The organism is Aquicoccus sp. (assembly GCF_041686535.1).
Classification (GTDB): domain Bacteria; phylum Pseudomonadota; class Alphaproteobacteria; order Rhodobacterales; family Rhodobacteraceae; genus Aquicoccus.
Window position 1 is genome coordinate 1 of record NZ_JAWLDS010000057.1, and the last position, 19981, is coordinate 19981.

20 protein-coding genes are annotated in these 19981 nt (G+C 65.4%); 10 read left to right on the top strand and 10 right to left on the bottom strand.

Annotation, left to right across the window (positions count from 1 at the left end; genetic code table 11):
* The first annotated feature begins 107 nt into the window (after positions 1–107).
* Complete coding sequence (locus tag ACESL9_RS11880) at positions 108–692, top strand: VOC family protein (protein WP_372674857.1); 585 nt, start codon at positions 108–110, stop codon at positions 690–692.
* Positions 689–1531, top strand: coding sequence for a DMT family transporter (locus ACESL9_RS11885; RefSeq protein ID WP_372609445.1), 843 nt, complete (start codon positions 689–691; stop codon positions 1529–1531). The genes ACESL9_RS11880 and ACESL9_RS11885 overlap by 4 nt, the downstream gene beginning before the upstream one ends.
* Here ACESL9_RS11885 and ACESL9_RS11890 read toward each other — a convergent pair.
* Positions 1498–1950, bottom strand: coding sequence for an NUDIX domain-containing protein (locus tag ACESL9_RS11890; RefSeq protein ID WP_372609447.1), 453 nt, complete (start codon positions 1948–1950; stop codon positions 1498–1500). The genes ACESL9_RS11885 and ACESL9_RS11890 overlap by 34 nt on opposite strands.
* Positions 1951–2032: 82 nt before the next feature.
* Here ACESL9_RS11890 and ACESL9_RS11895 point away from each other — a divergent pair, with 82 nt between their 5' ends.
* The 3 genes from ACESL9_RS11895 to ACESL9_RS11905 all read left to right on the top strand — a co-directional run bounded on the left by ACESL9_RS11895 (position 2033) and on the right by ACESL9_RS11905 (position 4393).
* Positions 2033–2713, top strand: a complete 681-nt coding sequence (locus ACESL9_RS11895; RefSeq protein ID WP_372674858.1) for an esterase/lipase family protein — start codon at positions 2033–2035, stop codon at positions 2711–2713.
* The gene (locus ACESL9_RS11900) at positions 2710–3855 is read left to right on the top strand and encodes an alpha-D-ribose 1-methylphosphonate 5-triphosphate diphosphatase (RefSeq protein WP_372609451.1); all 1146 of its coding nucleotides are present in this window, start codon (positions 2710–2712) and stop codon (positions 3853–3855) included. The genes ACESL9_RS11895 and ACESL9_RS11900 overlap by 4 nt, the downstream gene beginning before the upstream one ends.
* Positions 3856–3919: 64 nt before the next feature.
* Entirely contained in the window at positions 3920–4393 is a 474-nt protein-coding gene (locus ACESL9_RS11905) for a c-type cytochrome (protein WP_372609453.1), read from the top strand.
* Between the two features lie 28 nt (positions 4394–4421).
* Here the strand turns inward: ACESL9_RS11905 and hpaH are convergent, their stop codons facing one another.
* From hpaH to ACESL9_RS11935, 6 genes are read right to left on the bottom strand one after another with little or no spacing between them, the layout of a single operon-like run.
* Positions 4422–5219: a 2-oxo-hept-4-ene-1,7-dioate hydratase gene (hpaH, locus tag ACESL9_RS11910; protein WP_372609455.1), complete on the bottom strand. Its 798-nt coding sequence runs from the start codon at positions 5217–5219 to the stop codon at positions 4422–4424.
* Positions 5216–6073: a fumarylacetoacetate hydrolase family protein gene (locus tag ACESL9_RS11915; RefSeq protein ID WP_372674859.1), complete on the bottom strand. Its 858-nt coding sequence runs from the start codon at positions 6071–6073 to the stop codon at positions 5216–5218. Before ACESL9_RS11915 ends, hpaH begins: the two co-directional genes overlap by 4 nt.
* Positions 6074–6077: 4 nt before the next feature.
* Positions 6078–6389, bottom strand: coding sequence for a cupin domain-containing protein (locus ACESL9_RS11920; protein WP_372609459.1), 312 nt, complete (start codon positions 6387–6389; stop codon positions 6078–6080).
* Positions 6390–6399: 10 nt separating this feature from the next.
* A complete protein-coding gene (hpaD, locus tag ACESL9_RS11925; protein ID WP_372609460.1) occupies positions 6400–7380 on the bottom strand; it encodes a 3,4-dihydroxyphenylacetate 2,3-dioxygenase in 981 nt (326 codons plus the stop codon).
* Positions 7381–7408: 28 nt separating this feature from the next.
* Positions 7409–8920 (bottom strand): 5-carboxymethyl-2-hydroxymuconate semialdehyde dehydrogenase, encoded by a 1512-nt coding sequence (hpaE, locus tag ACESL9_RS11930; RefSeq protein WP_372609462.1) that lies wholly within the window; start codon positions 8918–8920, stop codon positions 7409–7411.
* Position 8921: 1 nt separating this feature from the next.
* A complete protein-coding gene (locus ACESL9_RS11935; protein ID WP_372609464.1) occupies positions 8922–9323 on the bottom strand; it encodes a 5-carboxymethyl-2-hydroxymuconate Delta-isomerase in 402 nt (133 codons plus the stop codon).
* A 429-nt stretch (positions 9324–9752) separates the two neighbouring features.
* Here ACESL9_RS11935 and ftsZ point away from each other — a divergent pair, with 429 nt between their 5' ends.
* The 4 genes from ftsZ (at position 9753) to recN (ending at position 15240) form a co-directional block, all read left to right on the top strand.
* On the top strand, positions 9753–11390 hold the full coding sequence (gene ftsZ, locus ACESL9_RS11940) for a cell division protein FtsZ (RefSeq protein WP_372609466.1): 1638 nt from the start codon (positions 9753–9755) through the stop codon (positions 11388–11390).
* 223 nt (positions 11391–11613) lie between these two features.
* On the top strand, positions 11614–12537 hold the full coding sequence (gene lpxC / locus ACESL9_RS11945; RefSeq protein ID WP_372609468.1) for a UDP-3-O-acyl-N-acetylglucosamine deacetylase: 924 nt from the start codon (positions 11614–11616) through the stop codon (positions 12535–12537).
* A 161-nt stretch (positions 12538–12698) separates the two neighbouring features.
* The gene (locus ACESL9_RS11950; RefSeq protein ID WP_372609470.1) at positions 12699–13550 is read left to right on the top strand and encodes an outer membrane protein assembly factor BamD; all 852 of its coding nucleotides are present in this window, start codon (positions 12699–12701) and stop codon (positions 13548–13550) included.
* A gap of 40 nt (positions 13551–13590) precedes the next feature.
* A complete protein-coding gene (gene recN, locus ACESL9_RS11955) occupies positions 13591–15240 on the top strand; it encodes a DNA repair protein RecN (RefSeq protein ID WP_372609472.1) in 1650 nt (549 codons plus the stop codon).
* 39 nt (positions 15241–15279) lie between these two features.
* Here recN and ACESL9_RS11960 read toward each other — a convergent pair whose 3' ends face one another.
* Complete coding sequence (locus ACESL9_RS11960; protein ID WP_372609474.1) at positions 15280–16656, bottom strand: FAD-binding oxidoreductase; 1377 nt, start codon at positions 16654–16656, stop codon at positions 15280–15282.
* Positions 16657–16760: 104 nt separating this feature from the next.
* Between ACESL9_RS11960 and ACESL9_RS11965 the strand changes: the two genes are divergently transcribed.
* Positions 16761–18449, top strand: coding sequence for a chloride channel protein (locus ACESL9_RS11965; protein ID WP_372609476.1), 1689 nt, complete (start codon positions 16761–16763; stop codon positions 18447–18449).
* 17 nt (positions 18450–18466) lie between these two features.
* On the opposite strand, the gene ACESL9_RS11970 is transcribed toward ACESL9_RS11965, so the two are convergent.
* Both ACESL9_RS11970 and ACESL9_RS11975 read right to left on the bottom strand, forming a co-directional pair.
* Positions 18467–18811 carry a DUF427 domain-containing protein gene (locus ACESL9_RS11970; RefSeq protein ID WP_372609478.1) on the bottom strand — a complete coding sequence of 115 codons (345 nt, stop codon included), beginning with the start codon at positions 18809–18811 and terminating at the stop codon, positions 18467–18469.
* 60 nt (positions 18812–18871) lie between these two features.
* Positions 18872–19981 (bottom strand): aminopeptidase family protein P (locus ACESL9_RS11975; protein WP_372674860.1); only part of this gene is annotated, 1110 nt, incomplete at its 5' end.

A 19981-nucleotide genomic window follows, 5' to 3' on the forward strand; every position in this document is an offset into this window, starting at 1 on the left:
TTGAGGACAGGCCCCGGACCTGTGCAGCCGCGCGCGGGTGCCCTGCGCGGGACGGGGGCGACAGCTGGGCCTGTCCGGTCTATCTTCTGTGCAAAGGAGGGCCAGCCATGCGCAAGATACAGGTTCAGGGCGTGCATCACATCACGCTGACGGGTGCCGACCGGCAAACCAGCATCGATTTCTGGGAAGGGGTGCTGGGCATGCCCTTCATCTTCGATCAGCCCAATCTCGATGACCCGGAGGAGGGGCATCTCTATTTCGATCCGGGCGACGGGCGGTTGATCACGATTTTCACCAACGAAAAGCGCAGCCCCGACCGGCGGCGCACGCCGACCGAGCCGGGATGCGTGCACCACCTTGCCTTCAACATGAGCCACGCGGTGTTCAGCCAGGTGATCGAGCGGCTGGAGGCGCGCGGGATCGGGCATTCGGGGGTCAAGGACCGGGGCTTCATGGATTCGATCTATTTCAAGGACCCGCTGGGCCTGTTGATCGAACTGGCCTGTTACCGGTTCGAGCCGCCGGTGGGCTGCACCCATGCCGACGTGATGATCGAGGCGCATCGCCTGCGCCTGGCGCGGGGTGACTACAACATCCAGGAGGTGCACCTCGCCGATGCGATCGAGATGCTGGTCGAGCGACGGCAGGGCTCGCTCTCGGAGGATCGCTCGGCGCGGAACCCATATGCATGAGGGTTTTCCTGCTGACCGCGCTGACCATGGTGGCGTTCGCCGCCAATTCGGTGCTCAACCGGCTGGCACTTGACGCCGGCGAGGCGGGACCGGCGAGTTTCGCCGCGATCCGGCTGATCTCGGGGGCAGTGATGCTGGCGCTGCTGGTGGCGGCGCGGGGCGGTGGTGTGAAATGGCGCGTGGGTGCGGCCGGGCCTGCGGCGCTTGTGCTTTACGTTCTGGGGTTTTCTTTCGCCTATGTCACCCTGCCCGCCGGGGTGGGTGCGCTGATCCTCTTTGGCGGGGTTCAGGTGACGATGTTCACGGGTGCGCTGATCGGCGGTGACGTGGTGCCGATGCGGCGCTGGCTGGGCGCGGGGGTGAGTTTCGGCGGCCTGTGCTACCTGATGTGGCCCGTGGGCGGGGCCGCGCCCGACCTCTGGGGCGCCGGGTTGATGGTGGCGGCGGCGCTGGGCTGGGGACTTTATTCGCTGATCGGGCGGGGGGTGCGCGATCCGCTGGCGGTGACGGCGGCGAGCTTCCTCTGGGCGGCGCCGGTGGCGATGCTGGTCTGGCTCATTCGGCCGGATGCGAGCAGCATGGCGGGGTTCTGGCTTGCCGTGGTGTCGGGGGCGGTGACCTCGGGGCTGGGCTATGCACTTTGGTATCACGTTCTGCCGGGGCTGGGGGCGACGCGGGCGGCGGTGGCGCAGCTCACCGTGCCGGTGATCGCGATCGCGGGCGGGGCGCTGCTCTTGGGCGAAGCGCTGAGCCTGCGCGTGGTGCTGGCGTCGCTTCTGGTGCTGGGGGGCGTGGGAATCGCCAACTATGCACGGACCAGCCGTTCGAGCGGGTCATAGGCGCAGGTGGCCGCGCCCCACGCGGCATCGGGCAGGGCGTCGGGTTTGAAGCGCAGCCCCGCCATCTCGTCGCGGGTGACCCAGCGGCGGCGGTGAACGATGCCTTCGGGGTCGGTCCAGTCGTCGGTGATCGTGCCGCTGGTGAGGGTGCAACGGAAGAACACCTCGACCTGGTGAAAGCCGGTGTCGGGGTTGTGGAACTCGTTGACAAGGGCGGGCGCTCCGACCGCGATGGTGAGGCCGGTTTCCTCGTGCACTTCGCGGGCGAGGTTGTCGGGCAGCGACATGTGCGGGTCCGCGCCGCCGCCCGGCGCGCACCAAAGCGTGGAGGACGCACCCGGGTAGGCGTTGACCAGCAACAACCGGTCATCGTGCAGCAAAAGCGCGCGGGTGGCGAGGCGGATGGTGTGTGTGCTCATAACGCCCTTTCATAGGCTCGGGTTTCGGCCTATCTCAAGCCCCATGCGGTGGCTATTCCTCATCTTGCTGACGTTTCCTGCCATGGCGCGGGCGGATTGTGTCGTGCTCCTGCACGGGCTGGCACGCAGCGAGGCCTCCTTCCTGGTGATGGAGGAGGTTCTCGAAGCCGAAGGCTATGACGTGGTCCGGCCGGGATATGCGTCGACCGAGGAAACGATCGTGTCCCTCGTGGTCAAGACCCTTCCCAAGGCGGTGGATGCCTGTGGCAAGGACAGGGTGCATTTCGTCACCCACTCGATGGGGGGCATCCTGGTGCGCGCATGGCTGGAGACCCATCATCCGCCCAACCTGGGGCGGGTGGTCATGCTGGCCCCGCCCAACCAGGGCTCGGAACTGGTGGACGCGCTGGGCGATATCGCGGTGTTCGACTGGATCAACGGGCCGGCGGGGATGCAGCTTGGCACCGGGTCCGAGGGCTTGCCCGCGCATCTGGGGCCGGTGGCGTTCGAGCTGGGCGTGATCGCGGGGAACCGGTCGTTGAGCCCGGTTTATTCGGTGATCCTGCCCGGGCCGGATGACGGCAAGGTCTCGGTCGCCTCGACCCGGGTCGAGGGGATGGCCGATCACATCGTGCTGCCGGTCACGCATACCTTCATGATGAATGCGCCGATGGTGATCGCGCAGGTGCTGCATTTCCTGGAGCACGGGCGGTTCGATCACGAAATGGAAGTCGGCGATCTGGTGCCGGAGACGCCCCGATGAGCCTGGCGCTGACGCTTGAGGGTGCGCAGGTATTGCGGCCCGATGGCCCGGATGCGGCACCCCTGGCCATTGCCGGGGGCGTGGTCACGGAGGCGCCGGCGGGGCGGGCTGTCGATCTTTCGGGATACATGATCCTGCCGGGGATCGTGGACATTCACGGCGACGGGTTCGAGCGGCATGTCGCGCCGCGCCGGGGGGCGATGAAGGACATGGGCGGAGGCATCGTGGCCTGTGCCTCGGAAATGGCCACGGGCGGGATCACGACCGGGGTTCTGGCCCAGTTCTTCAGCTGGGAAGGGGGCTTGCGGGGGCCGGAATTTTCCCGCGCAATGCTCGAGGCGCTGAGCGATGTGCGGGGCCGGGCGGAGGTGGATTTGCGGGTGCAGTTGCGGCTTGAGACGCATCTGCTGGACCTTTACGCGGAATTCGAATCCCAGGTCGACGGGTTCGGCGTCGATTACGTGGTGTTCAACGATCACCTGCCGCATGACCGGCTGGCGGCGGGCAAACGGCCCGCGAGGCTGGCCGGGACCGCGCTCAAGTCCCGGCGCAGCCCCGAGGCGCTTTTGACGCTGATGCAGGAGATGCACGCACGGCGCGGAGAGGTGCCGGGCGCGGTGGGCGCGCTGGCCGCGCGGCTGGCGGCGCGGGGCGTACGGCTGGGCAGTCACGACGATCAAAGCGCGCGGGACCGGACGGAATGGCGCGCGCGGGGCTGCCGGATCGCCGAGTTTCCCGAGACGCTGGAGGCGGCGGAGGCGGCGCGTGCCGGCGGTGACGGGATCGTGCTGGGTGCGCCCAACGTGATGCGGGGCGGGTCGCACAAGGGCAATGCCTCGGCGCTCGACCTGATTGCGCTGGGGCTGTGCGATGCGCTGGCCTCGGATTACCATTACCCCTCGCTGTGGCGGGCGGCGCTCTTTCTCGAACGGGCCGGGGTTCTCGACCTCGCCGGGGCCTGGGCGCTGGTCTCGGAGGGGCCGGCGCGGCTTTTGGGGCTGGATGATCGCGGTACGCTTGAGCCGGGTAGGCGCGCGGATTTCGTGGTGCTGGAACCGGGCAGCGATCGTCTGGTGGCGACGTTCGCGGGCGGGCGCGTGGCGTGGATGGCGGGCGACGTGGCGGCGCGGTTCATGGGCTGAACCGGCTTGACCCTCCAGTTGGGGAAGGGTGTTTGGGGTCCGGGTGAATATCGAAGGATGAACAATGCGACTTGCGGGGCCTGGAATTGGGCTGATCTTGGCGGCAATGGCGGGATGGTGGCTCTTGGGCGCACCCGGTATGGCGCCGAAAGGGTCGGGCGGACTGCCCGAGGAAATGGTCTCGGCCCGGGCGTCGGGCGTGGCGGATGGCGCGGCGATGGTGACGCCGGCGGTGCCCGAGACGATGAGCGATGACGCGCGGATGGGCGAGCGCACCTTCGAGGCGAAATGCGTGGCCTGCCACGGTGAGAACGCCGCCGGGGTGATGGGGAGCGGACCGCCGCTCGTTCACAAGATCTACGAGCCGTCGCACCATGCCGATTATGCCTTCGAAATGGCGGTGAAGAATGGGGTGAGGGCGCATCACTGGCAGTTCGGGGACATGGCGCCCGTGGACGGCCTGACCGGTGCGGATATTCGCGCGATCACCGCCTATGTGCGCGAATTGCAGCGCGCCAACGGGATCGGTGTGAACTGAAAAGGGCCGTGCCAGATTCGGGACCGGATCAGTCGAAGCGACAGGTGACATGGCCCCAGGGGCCGAAATCGGCGTCGATCCCGGTGCCGGGGGGGCATTCGAGCGGGCGGATGAAGCTGCCCGAGAGGATGACCTGTCCGGGTTCGATGCTCTGGCCGTATTGCGTCATCCGCTCAGACAGCCAGACGATCCCCATGACCGGATCGCCCAAGACGCCCGCGCCGAGGCCGGTTTCTTCGACCACGCCACCCGCGCTGACGATGGCGCCGGTGCGGCGGAGGTCTTCGCGGCTGGGGTCGAAGCGGCCGTTGCCGAGGATGATCCCGGCATTGGCGGCATTGTCGGCGATGGTATCGAAGATGCGGCGCGGCTGGCCGGTGGTGGGGCAGGTGCGCTTGATCCGCGTGTCGAGGATCTCGATGGCGGGGGCCACGTGATCGGTGGCGGCGAGCACATCGTCGCGGGTGACGGCGCCCTTGAGCGGGGCCTTCATGACAAAGGCGATCTCGGCCTCGATGCGGGGCTGGATGAAGCGGCCCCGGGGGATTGTGGCGCCGTTGGCGAAGAGCATGTCGTCGAGCAGCACGCCGCTGTCGGGGGTCGTGATGCCCAACGCCTGTTGCATGGCGCGCGAGGTGAGGCCGATCTTCCAGCCGATGACGCGGCGCCCGGCGGCGATTTTTCGGGCGACCAGGGCGGCCTGAACGGCATAGGCGTCGTCCATGGTGATCGTGGGATAGGCGGTGGAAAGCAGGCCGGTCTGCCGGCCGGTTTCCTCGGCTTCGAGGAGCGATTGGGCGGCCTCGTCGATCTCGTCGGGGGTCATGTTTCGTCCTCCACGCCGTTGGTCAGCGTGCCGATGCCTTCGGCGCTGATCCGGATCTCGTCGCCGGGCACGAGGAAACGGGGCGGATCGAAGCGCGCGCCTGCACCCGTGGGGGTGCCGGTGACGATGATGTCGCCGGGCAGGAGCGTGGTGAAGGTCGAGATATATTCGATCTGGCGGCGGATCGGGAAGAGCATGCGCGATGTGCGGTCGTCCTGCCGCAACTCGCCGTTCACATGGGTCGTGAGGCGGATGTCGTCGAGCTGCGCGGCATGGGTGAAGGGGACGAGCCACGGCCCCATCGCGCCCGAACGGTCCCAGTTCTTGCCTTGCGTCACGTTGAATTTCGCGTGGCGCACCCAGTCGCGCAGCGTGCCTTCGTTGCAAAGGGTGATCGCGGCGATGTGGTCAAAGGCGTCGGCCTGCGGGATGCGGCGGCCGGGTTTGCCGATCACCACGGCAATCTCGCCCTCGTAGTCGAGCTGGTGGCTCTCGGGCGGGCGGATGAGGTTCTGCCCGTGGCCGGTGAAGCTTTGCGCGAAGCGGATGAAGAGCGACATGTTGGGCGGGGCGTCCTGCCCGTCCTTGTATTCGGCATTGCGGTCGGGGAAGTTGACACCGACGCAGATGATCTTGCCCGGGTCGGGGAGCGGGATGGCATGGGTGAAGGTGCCGTTCTCGTGGGTGACGGTGCGGCCCTGTGCGACGCGGGCCAGATCGTGCAGGGCGCCGGCGCGAATCACATCGGTAAGGGTGGACCATTGCGGGAATTCGGGCGAGAGGGCGAGGAACCCTTCGTCGGTCACGATGCCGTAGAGCGGGCCTTCGTTGGTGGTTATGGTTGCAAAGCGCATTGGGTCAGCCTTTGCGGTCCATGAGTTCGACTTCGATGAAGGCGCAGGGGAAGTCATTGCCGCTGATCACGTCATGTTCGGTGCCCAGCGGCCGGTAATAGGGTTCGCCTGTGCGCAGTTCTGCGGTCGTGGTCTCGCCCCCCGGCAGCTTGATTTCGAGCGTGCCGTCGAATTGGGGGATGACGACGTAATCATGTTCATGGCGGTGCCAGCCGGTGTTGTCGCCCTTTGTTGCAAAGCTCCAGCGGGTGACGCGGACGCGGTCGTTCTCGATCAGGATGTCGCCTTTGGCGGTGCCTAGGGTGGTGTCGCACATGGTGTGTCCTTTACGGGGCGATGATGGGTTGGGCGTCGAGCTGGGCCGGGGTCGGTTCCCGGCCTTCGAAAAGCGAGCCTTCCTCGAACCATGAGCGCGGGGCCGGGGCGCCCCAGAGGGTCTGGCGCTGGGGATCCTTGAGATCCCATTTGATCGGTTCGAGATCGGGATCGACCGTCTGGTAATCCGAGCAATAGATCTCGATCCGGTGGCCGTCGGGATCGCGGATATAGAGGAAGAAGGCGTTGGAAATGCCATGCCGCCCGGGTCCGCGTTCGATATTGTCGACCCAGCCGGTGGTGGACATGAGGTCCAGAAGGTCGATGATGTTGAGCGGCGTGGGCACCCAGAAGGCGGTATGATGCAGGCGCGGGCCGAGACCGTTGGTGAAGGCGATGTCGTGCACGCCGCCCTTGCGGTGGGTCCATGCGGCCCAGAGACGTTCAGAGACTTCGTCCTCGGTATATTCTGTGACGCGAAAGCCGAGATCGTTATAGAAAGCCACGCTTTCATCGACATTGGGCGTGAACACGTTGAAATGGTCAATCCGGAGCGGTTTGACGCCCTTGTAGAGCGCGTATTGCTGGTGAATGGGCGCCAAGCGGTCCATGCGCGCGTAGAATTCCAGCGGGATGCCGTGCGGGTCGCGGGTGCGGAAGGTGCGCGACTGGAAGGGTCGGTCGACCCATTCGACAGGCAGCGACCTTTCCTCGAAGAACCGCGCGGCCTTTTCGAGGTTGTCCTCGTCAAACACCTTGAAACCCAGATCGCGGGCGCAAGGCGTGTCGCCCCGGCGCAGAACGAGGCAATGGTGGCCGCGTTCCTCCATCGCGCGCAGGTAGATGGTGTCACGATCCTCGTCGGTGACCTGAAGCCCGAGGGTGTCGACGTAGAAGGCGCGGGATTTCGCGAGGTCGCTCACCACCAGTTCGACATGGCTGAGCCGGACGATGTTGAACGCGGGATAGAGATTCGGGGCGGGGATGGGCATGGCGGATTTGTCCTCTGCGCGGGTCGTCTCAGGCGCCCAGTTGCGGGATATGGTGCTGGCCGGTGGCCAGCCCGATATGTTTCTGCTCCATGTAGAACTCGAACGACCAGTCGCCGCCGTCGCGCCCGATGCCCGACGCCTTGACCCCGCCGAAGGGGGTCGGCAGGTGGCGGACATTCTCGGAATTCACCCAGATCATGCCCGCTTCGAGCCGGTCGGTAAAGCGCAGGGCGCGGGTCAGATCGTTGGTCCAGACATAGCCGGTGAGGCCGTAGTCCACGGCATTGGCCATTTCCAGCGCCTCATCCTCGGTATCGAAGGTAAGGGCCGTGAGGACGGGGCCGAATATTTCCTCGTTGGCGATGCGCATGTCCTGTGTCGCGCCGGTAAAGAGCGTGGGGGCCACGAACCACCCGGTGTCGCCGACGCGTTTGCCGCCGCAGGCGATCTCGGCGCCGTCCTGTTTCGCGATCTCGAAATAGGAAGTGACCTTGTCGAAATGGGTCTTGTGGATCAGCGGGCCGATCTCGGTTTCGGGGTCGAGCGGGTGGCCGACTCGGATGTTCTCGACCCGGGCCTTGAGTCTGGCAAGGAAGTCGTCGGCGATGGTCGATTGCAGGAGAAGCCGCGAGGAGGAGGTGCAGCGTTCGCCGTTAAGCGAATAGATCATGAAGATCGCAGCATCGAGCGCGCGGTCGAGATCGGCATCGTCGAAGACCACCACCGGGTTCTTGCCGCCCAGTTCGAAATGCACGCGTTTTAGCGTGTCGGCCCCCTGCTTCATGATCATCGAGCCGGTTTTCGATTCGCCGACAAAGGCGATGGCCTTGATTTTGGGATGCTCGGTGAGGGCGCGACCGGCGTCTTCGCCAAAGCCGTTGACGAGGTTCCACACACCGGGCGGCAGGCCCGCCTCTTCGGCGATCTCGACGAGGATGCGCGCAGTGATGGGCGAGAACTCGGCCGGTTTGTGAACGACCGTGCAGCCCGCGGCCAGCGCCGGCGCGATCTTCCATGTCGAGAGCATGAAGGGCGTGTTCCAGGGCGTGATGACGCCGACGGGACCGATGGGCACACGCGTGGTGATGTTCATCAGCGTGGGGCTGGGCAGGCTTTGGCCGTCGCGGGCGGCGGGGGCGCGGTCGGCGAAGAAGCGGAAATTCTCGGCGCCGCGCAGGGCGGCCTTTTGCATGAAGCGCAGCGCCTGGCCGGTGTCGAGGCATTCGGCGAAGGCAATCTCCTCGGCGCGGGCCTCGATGGCGTCGGCGATGCGGTGGAGGATCTTCTTGCGCTCGGCCCCGGGGATGTCGCGCCATGCCGGAAAGGCCGCGTGGGCGGCATTGGCGGCGGCGTCGATATCGGCGGCATCCGACCGGGTGACGGCACAGAGGAAGCCCTCGTCCACCGGCGAGTGATTGTCGAAACTCGCGCCGCCGATGGCGGGCTGGTCGGCGCCGCCGATGCGGTTGAGCACGCCGGTGTCGCGAAACCGGGCGAGATGGCTTTCGGCCTTGGCGATGTTGGTCTTTAGATCGGACATGTCAGCCTTCTTGCGTTGTCTCGGGGGGCAGGTGGTCGCGGATGGTGCCGGTCTTGGGGCTGAGTTCAGGGTCGATGTCGCGCATCTCCATCGACAGGGCGATGGGATGCTGCGCGAGGGCGGGGGCCATGAAATCGGTCAGCGCGGCGAAGACCTGTTCGGTGGCGCGTTTGCGGGTGGCAAGGTCGCGCCCGCCGCGCAGGCGCACCGAGAGATCGAGAAAGCCGTGTTTCGGATCACCGTCGGCGATCGAGACATGATCGGCACGAAAGGCGCGCACGCGGATTCCGGCCATCGGGAAAACGCCTGTGTCGATGGCCACGCGGCGCAGATGATCGCACAGCGCGGGCATGTCGATCAGGCTGTCGAGATTGGCCGAGTACTCGAAGCTGAAATGGGGCATGGTAGCTCTCTTGGATGAATTTAATTTAACACGTTAACTAAAATTCCGCGATTTGTCAAGCAATCCAGCGCCTGTGGAAAAATCCGTTCAAGGTGGGTGACACCGCTCTTCGCCAATGCTAGCATCGCGCCAATTCCACCCGGAAGAGGTGGTGTGGAGGGTCGAGCAGAGACCCCGAAGCCGGATATCAGACTGGATCGCGCGTGGCATGTGCCGGCGCGGGGCCGTTGCTTTGTTGTGTGGCCGTGTTTGAAAACCGCAATATATGCGCGTTTCGGCAAGATCCCGCGGATTTGCCCCTCAAATCTTCGATATTTTGTGGGTGTGGTGTGTTTTTTTCGTGACGATCAAGGCGCCAAAGGCTAAGAATGGGGTGGACAGGCAGAAAACCCGCCCAAGGCGGGATCAGACATCAGGCGGACAGTATTCATGACATTGAACCTCACGATGCCCGGACAGGAAGAGTTGAAACCCCGTATCACGGTGTTTGGCGTTGGCGGTGCCGGTGGCAACGCGGTGAACAACATGATCGAGAAACATCTCGACGGTGTTGATTTCGTCGTCGCCAATACCGATGCCCAGGCACTTCAGCAGAGCCAGGCCCCCAACAAGATCCAGATGGGCGTCAAGGTGACCGAAGGGCTGGGCGCCGGTGCGAAGGCGTCGATCGGTGCGGCGGCGGCCGAGGAAAGCATCGAGCAGATCGTCGATCACCTGGCCGGGGCGCATATGTGCTTCATCACCGCCGGCATGGGCGGCGGCACCGGCACCGGGGCCGCGCCGATCATCGCGCAGGCCGCGCGTGAGCTGGGGGTCCTGACCGTGGGGGTCGTGACCAAACCGTTCCAGTTCGAGGGCGGCAAGCGCATGAAGCAGGCCGAAGACGGTGTCGAGGCGCTGCAAAAGATGGTCGATACGCTGATCATCATTCCCAACCAGAACCTGTTCCGCCTGGCCACCGAGAAAACCACGTTTGCCGAAGCCTTCAGCCTGGCGGACGATGTGCTCTACCAGGGAGTGAAGGGCGTGACCGACCTGATGGTCTGCCCGGGGCTGATCAACCTCGACTTTGCCGATGTGCGCGCCGTGATGGACGAGATGGGCAAGGCGATGATGGGCACCGGCGAGGCCACGGGCGAGGATCGCGCGACGCAAGCCGCCGAGAAGGCGATTGCCAACCCGCTTCTGGACGAGATCAGCCTCAAGGGCGCGCGCGGTGTCCTGATCAACATCACCGGCGGTCACGACCTGACGCTGTTCGAGCTGGACGAGGCGGCCAATTGCATTCGCGAGCAGGTCGATCCCGATGCCAACATCATCGTGGGTTCGACCCTCGACAGTTCGATGGAAGGAGCGATGCGGGTGAGCGTCGTTGCGACCGGTATCGACGCAAGCGAGGGCGCGCATGACTATCCGGTGCCGCGCCGGTCGCTGGCCGAACCGCTCAAGCAGTCGGTCGCGGCAGAGGACCTGGGCGGTGAAGAGCCAGGCCAGATCGAACAGGTCGCCGCGCAGGTGGGCGAAGAACCCTCGCTGTTCGAAGACCTGGAAAATGCAGAGGTCGCAGCCGCGGAAGACCAGATGGAAGATATCTTCGGCGCCGAGGAAGAGCCCGGCTTTGCCGCCGAACCGGACGATCTTCCGCCGCCGGCCTATCGGCCGGAAGTGGCCCGGTTCGAGCCGCGGGCGGATGCTTTCGAAAACGACGCCGAGGACTTTGTCGCACCCAAGGCCCCCGCGCCCGGCACACCGAGCCCGGACGCCCTGGCCCGCTTGCAGGCCGCGGTGCAGCGCGCGCCGGGCAGCGCCGGCCGCAGGGACGACGCGGCCGAATCCGCGCCCGCGCGGCAGCCGGCCGAGTCGGCCGAGAAATCGCGCTTCGGGATCAATTCGCTGATCAACCGGATGACCGGGCATGGCAGCGAGGGGCAGCCGGCCGCGCAACCACGCCAACAGCCGCAGGTGCAGGCCCAGCCGCGGGCACAGGCCCAGGCCCCCTCACCCGAGCAGGAGGCCGAACAGGAGCGTATCGAGATCCCGGCCTTCCTGCGTCGCCAAGCCAACTGAGCGCGGCGAACGGGGCTTGACCCCATTTAACACGTGACTTGCAAAAGCCGCCCGAGAGGCGGCTTTTCTTTTGAAATCAGGGTTTTGGGAGTCCATGCGCAACATGTCGCCTATGCCGGTCGCGGATGTTTCATACCGTTGCAAAGAGTGAGTTGAGCGGTAACACCCCTTACTTTAACGTCCGGAAAGATTGCGGCAGCCGTTCGCGACATCGAGGATCATCGTGCAAACGACCATCAAATCATCCGTGAGCTTCAGTGGCGTGAGCCTGCACTCGGGCAGGCCCGCGCGCGTGACGATTCACCCGGCTTCGGCCGAGCATGGCATCTGGTTTCGCCGGACCGACATTCGTGTCGGCGATCCCCTTGTCCCGGCCCGCTGGGACGCGGTCAACCAGACACCGCTGTGCACGCGAATCGAGAATGCCCGGGGCGTGAGCGTTTCGACGATCGAACATATCATGGCCGCCCTTGTGGGATGCGGCGTGCATAACGCGCTGATCGAGGTCGACGGGCCGGAAGTGCCGATCATGGACGGCAGCGCGGCGATCTTCGTGCGGGCGATTCTGGCGCGTGGCATCGTGCGACTGAACGCGCCGGTGCGGGCGATCGAGGTTTTGAAACCTGTCGAGGTGCATGGCGCGGACGGGGCTTGGGCGCGACTCGCGCCGGGGCGCGGCCTGCGCATCGATTTCCGGATCGAGTTCGAGGACGGGGCGATCGGCGCGCAGCGAAAGGTGCTCAACATGGGCAACGGATCATTCGTGCGTGAACTCTGCGACAGCCGGACATTCTGTCGACAGGCCGATGTCGATGCGATGCGCGCGCAGGGGCTTGCGCTTGGTGGCACGATGGAGAACGCCGTGGTCGTTGACGGCGACGAGGTTCTCAGCCCGGGTGGTTTGCGCCACGCCGACGAGGCCGTGCGCCACAAGATGCTCGATGCGCTGGGCGATCTGGCATTGGCCGGTGCGCCGGTTCTGGGCTCCTATTCCGGCCACAAGGCAGGCCATGCGCTGACCAATGATCTTTTGCATGCGCTTTTCACGACGCCCGGTGCGTTTCGCATGGTGGTTTGCGATGCCGAGACGGCGTCGCATTTGCCGGGCGTGGGCGCGCATCTCGGAGAAATCCCTGCCGTGGCCTGAGCCGCGGAATGTCGTCCCCACACAAGATTTTGTAATCCGAGCGAAAATGCGCGCAGCCCGAGGTGTCAAAGACGTTTTGCACCGGAATTTTCTGTGCTAGGAAGTCCGGGAACAGGGGGCAGACAGCCCGTGATCTGGATCGGACAAAGGTGAGAGCGGCGATGACAGGCGGCAGATTCCGGGCGAGAGCGCTGGGCGCGGTTCTGGTTGTGGCGCTGGTTGGTGGCTGTGGTGACACCGCTGAGCAAGCGCGCCGCGGCGACATACCGATGGAGACATTCTCGGCTGAGCAGATCTTCGAACGAGGCGAGTTCGAACTCGATCGCCGCCGACCGGAGCAGGCGGCATTCTATTTCGGTGAAGTAGAGCGGCTTTACCCCTATTCGGACTGGGCCAAGCGGTCGCTGATCATGCAGGCCTATGCCTATCACCAGGATCAGGACTACGAGAATTCGCGCTCGAGTGCCCAGCGTTACATCGATTTCTATCCGCTCGATGACGATGCGGCCTACGCGCAGTATCTTCTGGCGCTGAGCTATTACGACCAGATCGACGAGGTCGGCCGCGATCAGGGCCTGACATTCCAGGCGCTGGAGGCGCTGCGTGCGGTCATCGAACGTTATCCCGACAGCGAATACGCGCGGTCGGCGGTTCTCAAGTTTGACCTGGCCTTCGACCATCTGGCGGCCAAGGAAATGGAGATCGGGCGTTATTACCTGCGCCACGATCATCATACCGCGGCGATCAACCGCTTCCGCTCGGTCGTCGAGGATTTCCAGTCCACGTCGCACACCCCAGAGGCGTTGCATCGGCTGGTCGAGGCCTATCTGTCGCTGGGTCTGACCGATGAGGCGCAGACGGCGGGGGCGATCCTGGGCCACAATTTCCGCGGCACGGAATGGTATGAGGACAGCTACAAGCTGTTGACCGGGCAGGGACTGGAGGCGCGCGCCATGGGCGACAACTGGTTGCGCCAGATCTATCGCCAGATGATCAGGGGCCGGTGGTTGTAGGCCATGGGGGATGGTGGGTTTCACCCACCCTTTGGGGTGAATGCTGCGCACGCTTGAAATTCGTGACATGTTGATCATCGACCGGCTGGAACTCGAGTTCCGGCCGGGTCTCAACGTGTTGACCGGCGAAACCGGGGCGGGCAAGTCGATCCTGCTTGATTCCCTGGGGTTCGTGCTCGGCTGGCGCGGGCGGGCGGAACTGGTCCGGGCTGGCGCGGAGCAGGGCGAGGTGACCGCCGTGTTCGACCTGCCCGAGGGGCATCCGGCGCGCGAGGTACTCACTGAGGCCGGACTGCCGGGAGGCGATGAGTTGATCCTGCGGCGGATCAACACGCCCGACGGGCGCAAGACCGCCTGGGTCAATGATCGGCGCACAAGCGGCGAAGTGCTGCGGCGGCTGTCGGAGGGCCTGGTCGAGTTGCATGGCCAGCATGACGACCGCGGGCTGCTCAATCCGCGCGGGCACCGGGCGCTTCTGGATCAATTCGCCGGGCTTGAAGGCGAGATCGGGGCGTTGCGCGGGTTATGGGCCGAGCGGGCGCGCGCCAAGAAGGCATTCGAGGCCGCGCAAGCCCGGGTCGCGGCGGTGCGCGCCGAGGAGGAGTTCTTGCGCCATGCGGTGGCCGAACTGGACGCGCTTGATCCACAACCGGGCGAGGACGAGGCGCTGGACCAGCAACGACGGCGAATGCAGGCGGCCGAGAAGGTGGGCAAGGACATCGCGCGGGCGCTGGAGGCGCTTTCAGGTCAAGAAGGCTCGGAGGCCCGGGCAGGAGATGCGCTTCGGTGGCTCGAAGGAGTGGGCGGTGAGCTTGACGGGTTGCTTGATGCGCCGATCGAGGGCCTGGGCCGGGCCCTGAACGAGCTGGCCGAGGCGAGCGACGGAGTGCGCCGTGCAGTGGAGGCGTTGTCGTTCGACGCGTACGATCTGGAACGCTGCGAAGAGCGGCTCTTTGCGATTCGGGCCCTTGCGCGCAAGCATGGGGTACAGCCGGACGAACTGGGCGACTTCGCCGAGGGCCTGCGCGGTCAGTTGGCCGAACTCGAGCAGGGCGACGCCGATCTTGCGGAGTTGGCGCGCGTGGCCGAGGCCGCCGCAGCGGCCTATGACGCGGCCGCCGATCGGTTGAGTGCGCAGCGGCGGGCCGCGGCGGGAAAGCTTGATGCGGCGGTGATGGGCGAGCTTGGCCCGCTCAAGATGGAGCGGGCGGTATTCACCACCGGGATCGACGAGGCCGAGCCGGGGCCGGAGGGCGTGGACGCGGTGAGTTTCACCGTGGCGACCAACCCCGGTGCGCCCGCGGGGCCATTGGCCAAGATCGCTTCGGGCGGGGAGTTGTCGCGGTTCCTGCTGGCGCTCAAGGTCTCGCTGGCGCAGGGCGAAACCGGGGTCACGATGATCTTTGACGAGATCGACCGCGGGGTCGGCGGTGCGACCGCGGATGCGGTGGGGCGGCGTCTGGCCGAGTTGGCCGAGGGCGCGCAGGTTCTGGTCGTGACCCATTCGCCGCAAGTTGCGGCCAAGGCGAGCCATCACTGGCGCGTGGAAAAGCACGTCGAGGCAGGCGAAACGCGCTCGACCGTCGTGCCATTGGCCGATGGAGATCGCGTCGATGAGATCGCGCGGATGCTGTCGGGCGACCGGATCACCGAGGCGGCGCGGGCAGCGGCCACCCAGTTGATCGGCTGAGCGAGGGGAAGGCCCTGCACAGAGGGCGCCAAGGGGCGATCAATTGCGCGGTGGCACCATCTTTCCCGGGTTGAGCAGGTTGTTGGGGTCAAGCGCCTGCTTGATCGCGCCCATGACCTGCCAGCCCTGACCGTGCTCGGATGACATGTAGGGCAGCTTGCCCACGCCGATTCCATGTTCGCCGGTCATCGTCCCGCCCATGGCCAGCGCGCGTTCAACCATGCGATTCGAGGCGGCCTTGACCTTTTCGAGCGCGGCCTTGTCCTCGGCATCGAACATGATGACCGAGTGGAAATTGCCGTCGCCCACATGGCCGAGAATGGGCCCGTAAAGCCCCGAGGCAGCAAGATCGGCAGCGGTTTCATTGATGGCATCGGCGAGCCGCGAGATCGGCACACAGACGTCTGTGACAAGGCCCTTCCAGCCCGGCCGCGCATTGTAGATCGCATAGGCACCGTTGTGGCGCATGGTCCAGAGCGCATTGCGTTCCTCGGGTCGTGTCGCCCAGTCGAACCCGTGGCCATTGTGATCGGCGATGATCGCGCCGAACCCTTCGGCCATTTCGGCCACGCCGCTTTCAGAGCCGTGGAATTCGACCATCAGATGCGGGCATTCGGGCATGGTGGCCCCGGCATAGGCGTTGAAGGCCTTGACCGTCTCGGCATCGAGAAGTTCGATTCGGGCCATGGAGAGGCCCATCTGGATCGTGTCGATGACGGCGCGCACCGCGTCATCCACGCTGTCGAAGGCGCAGATCGCGGCAGTGATCGCCTCGGGCTGGCCATGCAGCTTGAGCGTAAGTTCGGTGATCAGACCCAAGGTGCCTTCGGACCCGACGAAGAGCCCGGTCAGGTCATATCCCGCGGAAGTCTTGCGCGCGCGTGTGCCGGTGCGGATCACCCGCCCGTCGGCCAGCACGACCTCGAGCCCCAGCACATTGTCGCGCATGGTGCCATATCGCACGGCGGTGGTGCCGCTGGCCCTCGTCGAGGCCATGCCCCCGAGCGAGGCATTGGCGCCGGGATCGACCGGAAAGAACAGCCCCGTGGCGCGGAGCTCTTCGTTGAGGGCCTCGCGCGTCACGCCCGGCTGCACAGCCGCGTCCATGTCCCCCTGATGCACCGACAGGACCTTGTTCATTCGGGCAAAATCGACCATCACACCGCCGGAAAAGGCCATTGCCTGCCCTTCGAGCGAGGTGCCTGTCCCCCAGCCGGTGACCGGCACCGCATGGGCGGCACAGATCTTCATCACCTGCGATACTTCTTGCGTGCTTTCAGGATAGGCCACCGCGTCGGGGGGTGTCATGGAAAAATAGGTCTCGGACCGGCCGTGCAGGTCGAGATCGGACTTGGAGCGGCTGAGCCGTTGGCCTAGTAATGTGGATAACTCGGCAAGAGCGTCTTGGATCGGCATGTTTTCCCCCGAAGAGCGATTGGCCGGGATCGTAAGGTATGCCGCTGGCATGGGAAAGGGGCGACCCGACGGATTTGTCTAAAATTGCCCGCAATTGAGATGTGATGAGCCGGCCTGAAGGATCCTATCTTGAAAGCAAACGCGCCGAGGTTGTGCGCGAATTGCGCCGCGCGCTCGGCTATTTGCGCGAAAGTGGGCCGAGCCAGTTCCAGTTCTGGCTGTTGGCGCTGGTCATTGGTGTCGGGGCAGGTTTCGCCGCGCTGTTGTTCCGGCTTGGGGTCGAGGCGTTGCAGCGCTGGGCTTACGGCACCGATAACGTGAACCGGCTGCATTCCTTTGCCGAGACGTTGCCATGGATCTGGGTTCTGATCATTCCGACGCTGGGTGGTCTCGCGGTGGGGTTGATCCTGCATTTCTTTACCGATGACGGTCGTGTGCGCACGGTGCCCGACGTCATCGAAGGGGCCGCGCTCTATGATGGGCGGGTCGAGGCGCGGGCCGGAATCGCATCGGCCCTTGCGTCGCTGATCACGCTGGGCACGGGCGGCTCGACCGGGCGCGAGGGGCCTGTGGTGCATCTCGCCAGCCTGATCTCGAGCTGGGTGAGCGAGCGGATCCATGCGAGTGGCATGACCGGGCGCGACCTGATGGGATGTGCGGTGGCGGCGGCCGTGTCGGCCAGTTTCAATGCGCCCATCGCCGGGGCGCTTTTCGCGCTTGAAGTGGTGCTGCGGCATTTCGCGGTCCATGCCTTTGCCCCCATCGTGATCGCCAGCGCGGCAGGCACGGTCATAAACCGGCTGGCCTTTGGCGACGTGACCGAGTTCACCCTGCCCGGCACGTCGGCGCTGGAGTTCTACATCGAATTGCCGGCCTTTCTCATCCTGGGCCTGGTTTGCGGGATCGTCGCAGCGGTCATGATGCGCGCGATTTTCATGGCCGATGACATGGCAAGTCAAACACAGGCCCGGATGGGATTGCCGCGCTGGCTGCGCCCGGCGGTGACCGGGCTCATGCTGGGCGTGATCGCGATCTGGTTCCCGCATATCATCGGCGTCGGATACGAGACCACGAGCGCGGCTTTGACCGGCAAACTCGTCCTGCACGAGGCGGTGGTGTTCTGCGTGCTCAAGGTGGTGGCCGTCGCCATTACCATGGCCGGGCGCATGGGCGGCGGTGTCTTTTCGCCCTCACTCATGGTGGGGGCGCTCACCGGGCTGGCCTTTGGCCTGATCGCGACCTCGGTCTTTCCCGAAGTGTCCGGTGCGCACACGCTCTATGCGCTGGCGGGGATGGGGGCGGTGGCGGCGGCCGTGCTGGGGGCGCCGATCTCGACCACGCTGATCGTTTTCGAGATGACCGGCGACTGGCAGACCGGGCTGGCGGTCATGGTTGCGGTCAGCATGTCGACAGCACTGAGTTCACGGCTGGTGGACCGGTCGTTTTTCCTGACACAGCTCGAACGGCGCGGGGTGCACCTTGCCGCCGGTCCGCAGGCCTATCTGCTGGCGATGTTCCGGGTGGCGAGCCTGATGAAGCCACTGGGCGAGCGTGAATGCCCCGAAGAGAGCGAGCTTTGGCAGATGGTCGAAGCCGGAATCTATGTCGATACGAACGCCACGCTGGAAAACGCGATGCCGGTTTTCGAGCAGTCCGGTGCGGCGTTCCTTCCGGTGCTGAGCCTGACCGGCGCGGACAATCGCCCCGAGCTTTGGGGCGCGCTCTGGCATGTCGATGCGCTAAAATCCTATAACCGTGCGCTGGTCGCGACGGCGGAGGAAGAGCATTCCTGAGCCCGTACAGGGTCGGATCAGACCCGTTCCACCGCCACCATGTCGCTGGGGTAGAAGGCGAGGTGATCCTTGATCCGGGCCACGTCGTCTTGCGGGTCTTCATAGGACCACACGGCGTTTTCAAGCGTGGTGGACTTGGTCACGATCGAGAAATAGCGGGCCCTGCCTTTCCACGGGCAGGTGGTTGCGTGATCGCTTTCGTCGAGAAAGGCCATGGCGATGTCTTCGCGTGGGAAATAGATCACCGGGGGCATGTCGCCCTCGACCAGTTCCAGCGCGTTCTTCGACTCGCCCAGAACGGCGCCGCCCGCGCGCACGACCCATGTGCCGGGCGCGTGCGTGATCGTGATTTTCGGTGCCATCTTCCTTGTCCTCCCCAAGTTTTCCGGTTCAGTCTGATGCGGCAGTGTTGCGCTGATATGTCAGAGCGGCTCGGTCGCGCCTTCCAACCATAGTCGAGCGGCCTCGGAAACCCGAGGGCCGATTTTGTCGCGGCAGGCAGCGTGGTAGCGGTTGAGCCAGTCGATTTCCTCGGCGTCCATCATCGCGGGCAGGATCAGGCGGCGGTCGATCGGCACCCAGGTCAGGGTTTCGAAATCGAACATGTCGCGGTCATCCCCGCCATGCAGCGTCTCGGCCTCGCGCACCACGATCAGGTTTTCGAGCCGGATGCCAAAGGCCCCTTCGCGGTAATAGCCGGGTTCGTTCGACAGGATCATGCCGGGGTCGAGCGGCACATGGCTGATCCGGGCAAGGCGCTGCGGGCCTTCGTGGACGCAAAGATAGACGCCGACGCCATGGCCGGTGCCGTGGTTGAAATCCTGCCCGGCAAGCCAGAGCGGATAGCGCGCCAGCGCGTCGAGATCGCGGCCCGCGAGCCCCTTGGGAAAGCGCGCCCGGGAAATGGCGATCATGCCCTTGAGCACGCGGGTGAAACAGCGCCGTTCCTCGTCGCCCACATGGCCCACGGGCAGGGTGCGGGTGATGTCGGTGGTGCCGTCGATATACTGCCCGCCGCTGTCGACCACGATCAGGTGCCCGTCTTCGAGCTGCGTGTTCGAGCCTTCGGTCACCCGGTAATGCATCACCGCGCCGTTCGGGCCGGTGCCCGCGATGGTGTCGAAACTGATGTCGATCAGCGCGTTGGTGGCCCGGCGGAAGCCTTCGAGGGCGGTGACCACGTCGATCTCGGTGATGGTGCCGGGTGGCTGCGTGTCGAACCAGGCGAGGAATTCGACCATTGCGGCGGCGTCGCGCAAATGCGCCTCGCTTGTGGCGGCAATCTCGGCGGGGCTTTTGCGGGCCTTGGGCAGGATACAGGGATCCTGGCCCCGGTCATGGGCCACACCGGCCTCGGCGAGTTCCTGCACCACGAGAACCGGGGCGGTCTTGGGATCGACGCGGACCATGCCGGTCAGCGAATGCAGGGCCGGGGCAAAGGCCGAGGGGGGGCGGATCGTGACCTGTGCACCGAGATGGGCGCGCACTGTGTCATCGAGCTTGGCCGGATCGACAAACAGCGTGAGCCGCGC